At 37.3% G+C, this 13,715-nt stretch carries 11 protein-coding genes and 1 riboswitch; of the genes, 1 reads left to right on the top strand and 10 read right to left on the bottom strand.

The features are described from left to right. Positions 1-89: 89 nt before the first annotated feature. Positions 90-989 (bottom strand): LysM peptidoglycan-binding domain-containing protein, encoded by a 900-nt coding sequence (locus K5Q14_RS02950; protein WP_220734345.1) that lies wholly within the window; start codon positions 987-989, stop codon positions 90-92. Positions 990-1,129: 140 nt separating this feature from the next. Between K5Q14_RS02950 and K5Q14_RS02945 the strand changes: the two genes are divergently transcribed. After that, positions 1,130-1,441, top strand: coding sequence for a helix-turn-helix domain-containing protein (locus K5Q14_RS02945; RefSeq protein ID WP_220734344.1), 312 nt, complete (start codon positions 1,130-1,132; stop codon positions 1,439-1,441). A 159-nt stretch (positions 1,442-1,600) separates the two neighbouring features. Here K5Q14_RS02945 and guaA read toward each other — a convergent pair whose 3' ends face one another. The 9 genes from guaA to leuS all read right to left on the bottom strand — a co-directional run bounded on the left by guaA (position 1,601) and on the right by leuS (position 13,675). After that, on the bottom strand, positions 1,601-3,151 hold the full coding sequence (guaA, locus tag K5Q14_RS02940; RefSeq protein ID WP_220734343.1) for a glutamine-hydrolyzing GMP synthase: 1,551 nt from the start codon (positions 3,149-3,151) through the stop codon (positions 1,601-1,603). Positions 3,152-3,204: 53 nt separating this feature from the next. Beyond that, the gene (locus K5Q14_RS02935) at positions 3,205-4,185 is read right to left on the bottom strand and encodes an IMP dehydrogenase (RefSeq protein ID WP_220734342.1); all 981 of its coding nucleotides are present in this window, start codon (positions 4,183-4,185) and stop codon (positions 3,205-3,207) included. A 23-nt stretch (positions 4,186-4,208) separates the two neighbouring features. After that, positions 4,209-5,381, bottom strand: coding sequence for an IMP dehydrogenase (guaB, locus tag K5Q14_RS02930; protein WP_220734341.1), 1,173 nt, complete (start codon positions 5,379-5,381; stop codon positions 4,209-4,211). Between the two features lie 228 nt (positions 5,382-5,609). Further along, a riboswitch (purine riboswitch) is annotated at positions 5,610-5,706 on the bottom strand. A 105-nt stretch (positions 5,707-5,811) separates the two neighbouring features. Next, entirely contained in the window at positions 5,812-6,711 is a 900-nt protein-coding gene (gene htpX, locus K5Q14_RS02925) for a zinc metalloprotease HtpX (protein ID WP_220734340.1), read from the bottom strand. After that, positions 6,711-7,259, bottom strand: coding sequence for a LemA family protein (locus K5Q14_RS02920; RefSeq protein ID WP_220734339.1), 549 nt, complete (start codon positions 7,257-7,259; stop codon positions 6,711-6,713). The genes htpX and K5Q14_RS02920 overlap by 1 nt, the downstream gene beginning before the upstream one ends. A gap of 91 nt (positions 7,260-7,350) precedes the next feature. Beyond that, complete coding sequence (locus K5Q14_RS02915) at positions 7,351-8,268, bottom strand: hypothetical protein (RefSeq protein WP_220734338.1); 918 nt, start codon at positions 8,266-8,268, stop codon at positions 7,351-7,353. 12 nt (positions 8,269-8,280) lie between these two features. After that, on the bottom strand, positions 8,281-9,126 hold the full coding sequence (locus tag K5Q14_RS02910; protein WP_220734337.1) for a hydrolase: 846 nt from the start codon (positions 9,124-9,126) through the stop codon (positions 8,281-8,283). 114 nt (positions 9,127-9,240) lie between these two features. Then, complete coding sequence (locus tag K5Q14_RS02905; RefSeq protein WP_220734336.1) at positions 9,241-11,187, bottom strand: putative polysaccharide biosynthesis protein; 1,947 nt, start codon at positions 11,185-11,187, stop codon at positions 9,241-9,243. A 76-nt stretch (positions 11,188-11,263) separates the two neighbouring features. Then, positions 11,264-13,675 (bottom strand): leucine--tRNA ligase, encoded by a 2,412-nt coding sequence (gene leuS / locus K5Q14_RS02900; RefSeq protein ID WP_220734335.1) that lies wholly within the window; start codon positions 13,673-13,675, stop codon positions 11,264-11,266. Positions 13,676-13,715 lie beyond the last annotated feature (40 nt).

Here is a 13,715-nt window from a genome sequence, read left to right as displayed (position 1 = left end):
AAAAAAATGATACCATGTTAGGTAGCTATTTTTCTGGATTTCACCTATACAGTATTTACAATTTGGATTATGATTTGATGTGACTAGAATTAATTCCAGCCATCATTATCAAAATATGCACCATTAGGGGCATCCGTACCTGTATCAGGATTAATTGGGTTTTGAGCTGATCCCGGAACGGCATGCTTGATACCAGAACCATTATCATTTGAAGCGGCTGAACTGTTATTAGCTGATGTAGATGAACCCTTATCAGTTGACGTGGTTGAACCGTTAGCAGCTGATGTAGATGAACCCTTATCAGTTGACGTGGTTGAACCGTTATTAGCTGGTGCACTTGAACCATTAGCAACTGGTGTACTTGTTGCTGCACTTGAATCGTTAACAACTGGTGTACTTGTTGCTGCACTTGAATCGTTAACAGCTAGTGTACTTGTTGCTGCACTTGAATCGTTAACAGCTGGTGTACTTGTTGCTGCACTTGAACCGTTAACAGCTGGTGTACTTGTTGCTGCACTTGAACCATTAGCAGCTGGCGTACTTGTTGCTGCACTTATGCCAGTAACAATAGATGGCACAGCAGCAGTGATGCTAGCGACTTGACTATTGAAATCTTTTTGGTGTACTAAAGTAACACCTGCAAAGATACTGTTGGCATCAGGAATGCCATAACGTGAAGCTAAATCATTCACACTTATGCCAGTAACTTGTGAAATGGTACTTAACGTATCACCCCATTGCACTTCGTAATTATCTATGTCATTTGATTTATTTTGACTCGCAATATTTTGTTTAACTGTGTCAGTTGAATTTGCTTGCCAACTTGCTTTTACAATTGTGCTTTTGACAGCATTTGTTTTTGAAGCCACCGTGTTTGTACTAACACTTGCCATTACAGCACTGCTACCAACAACCAGTGTCATAACACCAACACTGACAAGATACTTACCAAACTTTACTAATTTCCACTGGTGATTTTCATTCTTCATTTCAATTCTCCGTTTTCAATTATTTGTTTAATAACAATATAATAATACCACATTTTAAATAAAGTATCAATTTAACTAGTACTTTATACACCTAATACTGGTATATACCTCTGATATCCTATAGAAAAGGTGGATTTAATATGCAGACAGACTTTTTTGGAGAAAAACTTAAAGCAGTACGAAAATCTAAAAATCTGACACAATTAGAATTGTCCAAACGTATAGAAGTAAGCAAAGGAACTATATCAGCCTATGAACAAGGCCTATCTTATCCATCACTTGAAACACTAGTTAAAATTTGTGGCATTTTAGACACTTCGGCTGATTATTTGTTAGGTCTATCAGATAACTTAGTATTTAAAATGGGTGGATTAACAAACGATCAGATAAACAGTGTGTTACAGTTCATTTCTACAATCGAACGCGCTAACAGAATAATTGACGAACATTAATTAATAGTTAAAATTGTAATAGCAATAAAATGATAATTTACATAACACAAAAAAGATTACGATAAAGTTAACCTTATCGTAATCTTTTTTAGTCGATACAGCTTCTAAATGTTTATCATGTTCTAAAACGCGTTAAACTAAGCTATGAAGATATCTATTTTATTCCCACTCAACTGTTGAAGGTGGCTTAGCCGTAATGTCATACACGACGCGATTGATATGACCAACTTCGTTAACAATACGTGCAGAAATTTTTTGTAGTAGTGGCCAAGGTAATTGTGCAAAATCAGCTGTCATGCCATCAACAGAAGTGATAGCTCGAATGGCAATCGTGTAGTCATAGGTACGAAAATCTCCCATAACACCAACTGAACGCACACCAGTTAATACTGTAAAGTATTGCCATACATCAGCTTCAAGACCTGCCTTAGCGATTTCGTCACGTAAAACCCAATCAGAATCACGCACAATTTCAAGCTTGTCTTCTGTAATATCACCAAGGATACGAATACCTAATCCTGGTCCAGGGAACGGTTGCCGCCAAACCATTTCATGAGGCATATTTAACGCTTCACCAAGTTCGCGAACTTCATCCTTGAAAAGTGTATTGAGTGGTTCAATCAACTTAAATTGCATATCTTCTGGTAAGCCACCCACATTATGATGTGACTTAATTGTTTGCGCAGTATCTGTTCCAGATTCAATCACATCTGTATATAGTGTCCCTTGTGCCAAAAATTCAATGCCATCTAATTTAGTTGCTTCATCATTAAAGACTTGAATAAATTCATTACCAATAATTTTACGTTTTTGTTCAGGATCTTTAACGCCTGCTAATTTGGATAAGAATCGTTCTTGTGCATCTACTTTAATAATGTTTAGGCCAAATTGCTTACCCATCATCTCCATAACTTGCTCTGCTTCATTTTTACGTAACAAACCATGATCAACAAAAATTGATGTCAATTGATTTCCAATCGCTTTATGCAATAAAACGCCAACTACTGATGAATCAACGCCGCCAGAAAGACCAAGCAACACCTTTTTATCACCAACAACTTCACGAATGTGGGCAACTTGTTCATCAATAAAGCCACTCATATCCCAATTAGCAACAGCATCAGCAATGTCTAGCACAAAATTCTGTAAAATTTGTTTACCGTGCTCTGACAGTGTCGTTTCAGCGTGAAATTGTACGCCATACAAGCGACGTTCTTCGTTAGCAATAGCAGCTATTGGTGTTGATTCTGATCCCCCAGCAATAACAAAACCATCAGGCAAGTCAACGACATTATCTGAATGACTCATCAAAACTGTCTGAGACAGCGGTGTATTTGCTAATAAACGACCACTTTCTTCAGTTTGCTTCAAAATAGTCTGCCCAAATTCACCGTTGCCAGTGTTGGCTTCAACTTTTCCACCAAGATTTTGTGCCATTAATTGCATGCCATAACAAACACCAAGGACGGGTACACCAAGGTTAAAAATCTCATTATCAATTGTGAAGGCATCTTTTTCGTAGACCGATTTTGGACCACCTGATAAAATAATAGCTTTAGGGTTATATGCCTTGACTTCGTCAACTGTCATATTGCGTGACTTTAATTCAGAAAAAACACCCATTTCACGAATTCGGCGGGTAATTAATTGATTATATTGACTACCGTAATCTAATACTAAAACTTTGTCGGCATTTATGACATCGGCCATTGTTACTCTCCTCTATATTCAAAAGTGTCTATTTTTTATGTCTAAGAGCCTAATTATTTTGCATAATTAGGTGCAATTTTAGTAATTTCAACATCATGTGGATGCGATTCGCGCAAACCATTATCAGTAATTTGAACAAATTGTGCTGTTAATTTCAAGTCCAATATGGTTGATGAACCAGTATAACCCATGCCAGCTCGCAAGCCACCATCAGATTGGAATATTGCATCATCAATCGACATATTCCCACCAGCAAAAGTACCGTCTGCTTCTAATACTTCACCCTTTAATAAATCTGTCACTAACGTTGCATCAGCACCAGCTGAAATAGCTTTAACCACATCACCTGAATAATGTACGCCACCTGTTGAAATAACCGCTTTATCAAATTCAGTTGCCATTTCAGCAATAGCCATCGTTGTTGTTAAAAACGGATACAATGTGTTGTTTGGCAATTTAGAGTTAACTGAACGTCCAGCAATTACAGCATCAACACCATCTTGATATAATGCACCAGCAATCTCTTGTGCTTCAATCACACCGACTGCTAAAAAAGTTGATGGAAATGCTTTGCGGACTGCTTTGACAATATCATTTGTTTCTTTATTGAGTTCAGCATGTAAATAAAAGAATATCGCATCAGCGCCTGCTGCTATGAGTTTTTCAACTCGTGCTTGTGCCCCAGTTATCAACCAAACTTCTGCAGCAATTCTAACACGTCCTTGTACATCTACAAAGGCATTAGGGTACTTTTCATGGTCAACCTCTACTGACTTAGCTGCAGAAATAGCAGCCATCTGAGCTGAAATATCTTCTTGTTCAGCAATAACTCCCAAACCACCGTTCAATGCCGTTGCTGCTGCGCGTCCATCAGTTGCTACGCCATTTGCTTCTGCAATAATTGGTATGTTTAAAATAAAATCATCAGCTAGCCTTGTTGCAAGTGACACTGTGTGAGGTAAGACATTTGAAGCACCTGGTACAAGCAAGACTTGGTCATAGCCAAGTCCTTGATTTTCATTATTTTCAGACATGTTTTTTCTCCGTGAATTTATTATTAAAATGTTGGAATGACAACTTGTTTTTTAACTTTTGACAATTTTGCTTCGTAATCAATGCTATCGATGTCACGAGCAATATGATTGTCTTGAATTAAATCAGTGATTGTTCTAGTACCCATTTTAGCCATGTCTTCACGAACATCTGTCATGATTCCTGTTAAGATATCAACCAATGCGCCTTTGTATTGCACACGTGCCTCAATACCTTCTGGTACCATTTTCTTTGCCTCATTAACTTCACCTTGGAAGTAACGATCTTTAGATCCGGCTTCCATGGCAGCAATAGATCCCATGCCACGATATGTTTTGTACTTTTTACCATTATCTTCAAAAATAGCGCCCGGTGTTTCTTCTGTTCCTGAGAACATTGAACCTAGCATCACTGCATTTCCACCAGCAGCAAGGGCTTTGACAATATCCTCTGATGTTTTAGCACCACCATCAGCAATAATAGTTTTACCACGTCTAGCAGCTTCAATAGCTGCATCGCGAACAGCAGAGATTTGTGGTACACCAATACCTGCAACAACACGCGTTGTACAAATCGATCCTGGTCCAATACCTATTTTAACAACATCAGCACCAGCATCATACAACGCTGCCGCACCATCTGTCGTCGCAATATTTCCCGCAATAATGTTTATATCAGGAAAAGCATCACGAACTTCGGACACTTTACGCAAAACGCCCTCTGAATGACCGTGCGCTGAATCTAGTACAATCGCATCAACACCAAAAGCAACCATCGCTTCAACACGTTTCACTGTATCAGATGTTACACCAACGGCACCAGCAACTAACAAACGACCTTGTGAATCAACGGCAGCATTAGGGTATGTCTCAACATCAAACTTTGCTACTTTAACTTGCTTAATTTCATCTGCTTGCTCAGCAATCGTCATATTTTTATGAACGACTCCTAAACCACCAAGCTTGGCTAATTCTATGGCGAAACGTGATTCTGTTACGGTATCCATTGCTGCAGAAAGTAAAGGCAACTTCAAATTCAAAGTTGGTGTCAGACTAGTTTCAACAGTCACTTCATCAACCTTGACGACTCTTTTTTGATCATAAACCAACTTGATATCATCAAACGTTAAGCCCATTTTTGCAAACTTATTGCGTGCACTGAATTTAGGCTTTTCGTCATCTAAGAAAAATTTTTGCATGAGATCCTCCGATTTTAAACGCAACTTCTAATAAGATAAAGTACCTCGGACATCAGAAATATCATCGATACATTTATGCCATTATTTATCACGGCTTGTCTAGTTGGCCTTTTTGTTAACACGATTGTTAACTGATCCGCCGAAAAGTAAATAATAATAGTCAAATACTTGGTACAAAAAAAGCACTTGGGATACACAGATCCACAAATGCTTAGACAATATCATAGATATGCCCTGACATTTGCGGATAGTCACGAATTTTGGGACGTGGTAGAAACTGCCGGCCATTTTCCAGCGATATATCTGCAAACAAATGATTTAGTTGTTGGTATTACTTTACCGGTTTTTATGAGAAAAATCAACCCTTAATTTGCAATATATTCACTGTTAATAACATTCAAAAAGCCAGACATTACACTGTCTGGCTTTCTCACATTTTCTCTAAACGTGCAATACGTTCTTCTATTGGTGGATGGGTATCAAATAAACGTTCTTTTTTCTTTAGTGGATTACTAATATATAAAGCCGCTGATGATGGGTCAACATTTTGCATAGGCTTTGCTGAATTTAACTTGCGTAACGCAGAAATCAATTCTTCTGGATTACGTGTTAATTCAACACTACCAGCATCTGCTAAATACTCACGATTACGTGAAATAGCCATTTGTATCATAGCAGCCACTAACGGTGCTAAGATCATCACAGTAATAGAGAAGACAAAAAGCAATATTTGCAAACCGCCACCACTACTGTTATTGTCACGGTTATCACGATTGCGGTCACCGCTACCAAAAAACCACCAATTACTGCCTAAATTGGTCAACAATGTAATTGCTGCGGTCAGCGCTAGCGCAATTGTTGAGATACGAATATCATAATTACGGACATGGCTCATTTCATGTCCTATAACACCTTCCAATTCATGGCGATCCATAATTGCAATTAACCCTGTAGTCGCTGCAACGGCAGCATTTTTAGGATTATTGCCAGTCGCAAAAGCATTAGGGCTGTCATCTTCAATGATGAATACACGTGGCATAGGTAATTGTCCAACCATAGCCATATCCTCAACAGTGTGCCACAACTCCGGTGCTTGATCAGCTTGAGTAATTTCTCTACCATGATTCATTGCCATAACAACGTTAGTAGAATTACTAATCATAATCACAGTATAAATTGCACCAATGATTAACGCACCTACGACTCCCGTCGTGAGCGAGTTTAATAGCATGTACCCTACCGCTGCACCTACCATGCCAACTAGAATGAGAAAGCCAACCAAAAGCACAATGGTTCGGCGCTTATTTGATTGTATTTGCTCATATAACATTAAAATTTAACCGTGGGTACTTCTTTTTCAGTTTCTGGTACAGCAATAAATTCACTTGGTTCAAAATGATGTATGCCTGCGATAATATTGCTAGGAAATGATTGCAACTTTGTATTATAGCTTGCTGTTGTCGTGTTAAACAGTTGACGAGAATACGCAATTTTATTTTCAGTGTTGGTTAATTCTTCTTGCAGTTTTGTAAAATTAGCACTGGCTTTTAAATCAGGATAGGCTTCAGCAACAGCAAATAAGTGTGTCAACGCACCTGATAACTGATCTGAAGCTGCCATCGTTGCTGCTGGTCCTTGTGCGCTGTTAACATTTGTTCGTGCGTCTGTAACTGCTTGTAACGTTGTCTTTTCAAAATCAGCATAACCTTTAACTGTGTTAACTAAGTTAGGAATTAAGTCATTTCTGCGCTTCAATTGCACATCAATTTGACTCCATGATTCCTTGGTTTGCATACGATATTTAATCAAACTGTTGTAAATACTAATCCAAATAATCGCAATTAATGCAACTACAGCGATAATAATAATTAATGTCATACGTACTACCTCTTTCTATTGCAGGCATTTTTAGTTTAACAGTCTACCAGTCAAACTAAAAACGCCTTATACTATTTTCTCATAGTCTGTGTTAATCTACAAATACTTCGCGCTTATCTTTTAAACCAACAACTGTTAAATGATCACTATACCACTGATAAAAAAATGGTAATTGCTGAAATAATGTGTATATTGTGACAATTTTATTATCATCTATAATATCATAAGTCCATTGCTCATGCCCATCATTGATGTCATGCTGTGTTAATTTGAGTGATACTTCACCAATTGTAATGATAGCGCCATTTTTTTCGCCTGTCATTCGTTTTAAAATAAATTGTTGTTTGGCAGCAAGAACAAACAAACTATCTAAAATATTTGTCGATAAATCCTTTTGAATCATTTCCAAACCAACTTGTTTCTGTGCGTCAAGACCCGGTAACATGATATCATATGCTACTTCAATGAACTGCGAGGCAATTGCTGTTAATCGTTTTTGAAATGTAGCTAAAGCATCAAGGCCTGCTAACTGCACAGCTTGTGTTTGAACCAGTTTGGCAAACTGATTTGTGTCTAAATAAAAACGTTTATGCATGATATCCCAATATAATACTCTTAAATTTTGCGCTGTTTCTACTAAATAATATCCACCCGCAGCAAGTGGTGCTTGCATAAAACGAAAGGCAGCATTTGGCCATTCAGCAAAATGTAATTCCGCAACTTTTTGTGCGTTAGGTAAAACAACCTTAGTTGACGACAATGATGCTTGTTCGGAAAGTTTTGCAAACGCAATGGTTACCCAGTGTGTCGTTGGAAACCAATACTCATTGTCAATACGAACCATTTTAGATTGGTGACTATCAAAGGCTAGAATTTTTTGCAAAATAGCAAGTAATTCTGGCATGTTGTCAGTTGTACTTAAAGCATCAATTAAAACTTGCCACCGATTGAACAAATCTAAATCTGCTTTTAATTGATTACTATATAATTTTGTCTCAAATTTATCCATTATTCACTATTTCTAATCTAATTTAGTCATATATGACACATAGATATTCTGCAATGCTGCGCTAAATTCTGGCACATCGACATAATGTGCTAAAATTGCCTGTAATTCTAATTGACGCAGTGCATCTTCTTTTTCAAATGTTAACAAATCTTCTTGTTGCTTGCTCAGCTTTTCTTCAACTTCTGGCACACGCTTTTGTGTTGCAATCAATAACTCTTGTTTTTTTTCTAATGCTTCTCGTGTCACTTTGTCGCTACGTCCAAACAGTCCTGATTTATTAGCAGATATTTCGGATAGTTGATCTTCAATAACCTGTAACTCTAATGAACGCTTTGTATTGTCCGCTAAGAATGACTCTAAACCAGTAATCACTTCTCTTAACTCTTGAATTTTAGTTGCATTAATTGTCTTCCCCTCAGGTAACTTAGCCGTTTCTATGAGTTCGGAAAAAATCGTATCATCACTTGTCATCATAACTGATAACACATTTAAAGTTCCTACTTGCCGATGGTCCCACCAGTCTCCTAAATAAACATTATAATTCGTCGCATCCTCAGCAACAGGTGCCAATGTCAAAAAATTAAAATTAGTCACAACATAGTTAATTAATTCAGGTGCCAAAAACGCTGCAATATCTTTTTTTATATCAGCGATTAAATATTCTAACTGTACCATAGATACTTCAGATGATATTTTTTTGACATTATCATTCAATTTGTGAGGGTCCAATAATTGATAAACTTGTGAGATTTGGTTATTTTTAATAGCTGACTGTAAATCCCTTAAATATGAAATTTTACGTTCTAATTGGTTAACAAGTTCTGGTTGCAATATTGTTTGTGTGTCTTGAATTGTCATTTTACGCCTCCATTAAGCACAAATCTTATTTTTAGCATACACCAACTGCGTCTTTAAAAATAGCCTGTTAATCATTTTTTATCCAATTAACGCGTAAAAAAAGCGATGATAAGCTCATCGCTTTGGTCGTAACTTAGCTGGTATATGTCTTATTTTATTTCCTAATAGATCGTCGCCAAATCCCATACGTAAATACAAGAGTATGACAACAATACCACCAATAGCAGCACTAATCAGAGCAGTGATGGTAACTGAAATTTTTGTGTCCATTGGGAACAAAAAGTTGCTCATAACAAATACACTTGCATAAGAAATAATTGCCATCACTACTGCACCAATAAATAATTGCCAAAGTTCGTGGCCAACAGAAGATAATGATACGTCATAGGCTGATTTAAGATAATCAAGCATATAAGCTATCGCAATCGCCATACCAATCATACTTGCTATCAAAGCTCCCATACCCTCAAAATACCGAATACTAGGCACTTGGAGTGCCAGTTTGACTAACAAACCAAAAACAAAAGCCTTAATAACAATTGACACTTCCGATAACGCTTGAAGTACAAACGCCAATAACATAAACAAACTAAATGCGATTGCTAATATTGTTGAAAATTGTAGCAAATAAATACCCTCTTGGTTTGATACATCAATTGGATAAAACATTTTGTAAAGTGGCGATGCGATGGCAAACATCCCTAATGTACTTGGAAACATAACCAATGCGAACAATTTAATCACTTGTTTTAACTGGTCTTGAATATTTTCCCGTGTCAAAGTTGCCTTACTGCCAGACAACATTGGTAATGCCGTCGCTGCAATACTTGTTGAAAAAGGAACAATAATCATAATTAATTTATTAGGATTGGCACTAAATAAGGCAAACTGTGTTTGTAGTTGCGTATTGGTATTCGCAAAAAAATGACTCATAACATTAAAATACGTATACTGATCAACTAATTGAAACAATGTAATGGCCGATCCAATAATAATAAATGGCCATGATTCTTTTAAAATGTTAAAAATTAAACTTAACGTTGGCTTTTTAACATGCTCTGTATTTAAAGATAAAGGCTTAATCAAAATATAACGATATTTGAACCATCCCCAGATAAGCACTAACATACTAAATATAGCACCAATAAATGCAGCAAAAGTTGATTGTACAACAACGCCGCTCCAATTTCCGGGGTTAACTCGCAAAATAATAACTGTTGTGACTAGCATGTAAATAACACGCGCGATTTGTTCCACAACCTGTGACAACGCCGAAATACTCATGAGCTGATAGCCTTGAAATATACCACGAAGCATCGACATCAACGGAAAGATAGCGACCGCTGGTGCTAGTGAATGTAAAACTGGAATAAAATTAGCATTTCCCATAGCAAGTACTGGGGTTAAAAGATAAATTGCAGAACCAAATACAATGCCTAATGCGACACCTAATATCATAGATTGACGTATGAGTTGACGAGATTGATACACATCGTGTCTTGCATTAAATTCTGCCACTAATTTTGAAATTGCGGCAGGTACACCAAACGTCGCAATAGCTAAAAATATCGCATAAATCGTGTATCCCTGTGCAAATAGACCATTCGCACGGTTAGAATTAGAACCAAGTAACGCCATCCAAGGTACAATATAAATTGCTCCCAATATACGAGACACAATATTACCAGCAGACAACCAAGCTGATCCCTTTACTAGTGTTGCTTGATTACTATCTTTTGCTTCTTGTTTCGTATCTATCGTGGGTACCTTTTCAGAAAAAGGATCTGATTTTTGAGCTTGAACAAGATTTGGCTTTTTCTTAATAATTTGCTGACGAGAGTGCTTATTTTGAGCTTTAATTGCTGCAATTTCATCATGCGTTAGCGGCCTTTTTTGTAGTTTTTGTTTGTCTACACCCGATGTTGGTTGTTGCTTCTTTTGAACCCGTTGTTGCGCACGCGCTAATATTTCATCTGCACTTAATATTTGACCATCAACATTAATTTTGTCAACATGTTGACTTCGCATTTTCAGATCACTTGGACGCTCTTCATCCGCCATTTGTGTACTCCTCTTAAATTATGTACGCTGGCAACAAACACCAGCTTTATCACTTTAATTATTCATAATAATTTATTTATCCAACAACAATATTAACAAACTTACCAGGTATCGCGATAACTTTGCGAATCGTTTTTTCTGCTATGAAATTTTGAACATTATCATCTAATTTTGCAGCCGCAATCATACTATCTTTATCAATATCACGCGCTACTGTTGCCTTACCACGTACTTTACCATTTACTTGAAATATAATTTCGACAGTATCATCTACTAATTGTGCTTGGTCATATTGCGGCCAAGCCACATAAGATATTGATGCTTCTTTTCCTAATCGTACCCATAATTCTTCAGCCAGGTGCGGCGCAATAGGTGCCAATAATTGAACAAAACCTGTCATATAATTAATTGGTAACGTTTTAGATTTATAAGCTTCATTGATAAATACCATCATTTGAGAAATAGCTGTATTAAAACGCATATTTTCCAAATCTTCAGTCACTTTTTTGACTGTTTGATGATATATTTTGTCTAAACCGCCAGAATTAGACGTCGTCACCTGATCACGAACGTGTCCTTCATCATCAATTAACAGACGCCAAACGCGATCAAGCCAACGCCTTGATCCAGTAATACCTTCTTCTGACCACGGCTTGTTTTGTGTTAATGGTCCCATGAACATTTCATAAACACGCAGCGTATCTGCACCAAATGCCATAACAATATCATCAGGATTAACAACATTTCCTTTTGATTTTGACATTTTTTCATGATTTGAACCTAAAATCATACCTTGGTTAACCAATTTTTGAAACGGCTCTTTGGTAGGAACAACCCCTAAATCATATAAGAATTTATGCCAAAAACGCGCGTACAATAAGTGTAACACAGCATGTTCTGCACCGCCAACGTACAAATCAACATTCATCCAATATTTCAATTTATCTAAATCTGCGATTTTTTCTGCATTATGTGGATCAATATAGCGCAAGAAATACCAAGAAGAACCTGCCCATTGTGGCATAGTATTTGTTTCACGACGGCCCTTCACGCCATCTTCACGTGTCACTTCCAACCAATCAGTTAAATTAGCTAATGGCGATTCACCACTACCAGAAGGTCTCAACTCTGTCGCATGTGGTAATAACAGTGGTAATTCCTTTTCAGGTACCAAAGTTTTTGTCCCATCTTCCCAGTGAATCACTGGAATTGGTTCTCCCCAATAACGTTGTCGTGAAAAGATCCAATCACGTAGTCGGAAATTAGTTTGTGCATGTCCTGATTTATGTGTTTCAAGCCATGTAATAGTTGTATTAATGGCCGTTTCTTTGTCTAAATCATTCAAAAAATCAGAATTGATATGCAGTCCATCACCTGTATATGACTCTTTTGTAACATCTCCACCAGCAATGACGGGTTTAATTTCTAGATTAAACTTCTGTGCAAATTCAAAGTCTCGTTCATCATGTGCAGGAACAGCCATTATTGCCCCTGTACCATATGAAGCCAAAACATAATCAGCAATCCAAATAGGTAGTTTCTCGCCATTAACTGGATTGACACCATACGCGCCAGTGAAAACACCTGTTTTATCTTTATTTAAGTCTGTACGTTCAAGATCTGTTTTAGCCGACATAATCGCACGATAATCACTAATTGCTTGTTTTTGCTCTTCTGTGGCAATGTCATCTACTAAGGTATGTTCTGGTGCCAAAACCATGTATGAGGCGCCAAATAATGTATCAGGACGTGTGGTATAAACTTCAATTTTCTTATCTGAATCTGCGACATTAAAAAATACCGCAGCGCCCTTTGAACGACCGATCCAATGACGTTGTTGTTCCTTAATCGCCTCTGGCCAATCTAATTCATCTAAATCATCAACTAGACGATCAGCATACGCTGTAATTTTAAGAACCCATTGGCGTAGCGCCTTACGTTCAACCTTATTACCCGAACGTTCCGATTTACCATCAATAACTTCTTCATTTGCCAAAACAACACGATCAATTGGATCCCAATTCACCATCATATTTGACTCATATGCCAAACCTTTTTCATACAATTTTTCAAAAATCCATTGTGTCCACTTATAATACGCTGGATCAGTGGTGTTGATTTCACGGTTCCAGTCATACGATAAACCAAGTGATTTAATTTGTTCACGAAAATGGTCAACATTTTGGCTTGTAAAATCCGCTGGATTATGGCCAGTTTTCATCGCATATTGCTCAGCTGGTAAACCAAATGCATCCCATCCCATAGGGTGCAAAACGTTAAACCCATTTGCTCGTTTAAAACGGCTCATTATGTCTGTCGCAGTATAACCTTCTGGATGTCCAACGTGAAGTCCTTGACCGGATGGATAAGGGAACATGTCCATCGCATAGTACTTTGGCTTGCTTGTGTCATCTGTTGTTGCAAAAGTTTGATTCTCATCCCAATACTTTTGCCATTTTTGTTCAATTGTTTGATGTTCGTATGACATATTATCTTTAATGCAGCCAATGCCTACTTTTTCTGGTATG

The organism is Leuconostoc inhae (genome assembly GCF_019656015.1).
Lineage (GTDB): Bacteria > Bacillota > Bacilli > Lactobacillales > Lactobacillaceae > Leuconostoc > Leuconostoc inhae_A.
Note: the sequence above shows the minus strand (reverse complement) of the source record. Positions and strands in the feature narration are given on the sequence as shown.

Bases quoted from the DNA above. Each gene is read 5' to 3' on its own strand.
- K5Q14_RS02950 (WP_220734345.1), bottom strand. From the start codon at position 989: ATGAAGAATGAAAATCACCAGTGGAAATTAGTAAAGTTTGGTAAGTAT.
- K5Q14_RS02945 (WP_220734344.1), top strand. From the start codon at position 1,130: ATGCAGACAGACTTTTTTGGAGAAAAACTTAAAGCAGTACGAAAATCT.
- guaA (WP_220734343.1), bottom strand. From the start codon at position 3,151: ATGGCCGATGTCATAAATGCCGACAAAGTTTTAGTATTAGATTACGGT.
- K5Q14_RS02935 (WP_220734342.1), bottom strand. From the start codon at position 4,185: ATGTCTGAAAATAATGAAAATCAAGGACTTGGCTATGACCAAGTCTTG.
- guaB (WP_220734341.1), bottom strand. From the start codon at position 5,381: ATGCAAAAATTTTTCTTAGATGACGAAAAGCCTAAATTCAGTGCACGC.
- htpX (WP_220734340.1), bottom strand. From the start codon at position 6,711: ATGTTATATGAGCAAATACAATCAAATAAGCGCCGAACCATTGTGCTT.
- K5Q14_RS02920 (WP_220734339.1), bottom strand. From the start codon at position 7,259: ATGACATTAATTATTATTATCGCTGTAGTTGCATTAATTGCGATTATT.
- K5Q14_RS02915 (WP_220734338.1), bottom strand. From the start codon at position 8,268: ATGGATAAATTTGAGACAAAATTATATAGTAATCAATTAAAAGCAGAT.
- K5Q14_RS02910 (WP_220734337.1), bottom strand. From the start codon at position 9,126: ATGACAATTCAAGACACACAAACAATATTGCAACCAGAACTTGTTAAC.
- K5Q14_RS02905 (WP_220734336.1), bottom strand. From the start codon at position 11,187: ATGGCGGATGAAGAGCGTCCAAGTGATCTGAAAATGCGAAGTCAACAT.
- leuS (WP_220734335.1), bottom strand. From the start codon at position 13,675: ATGTCATACGAACATCAAACAATTGAACAAAAATGGCAAAAGTATTGG.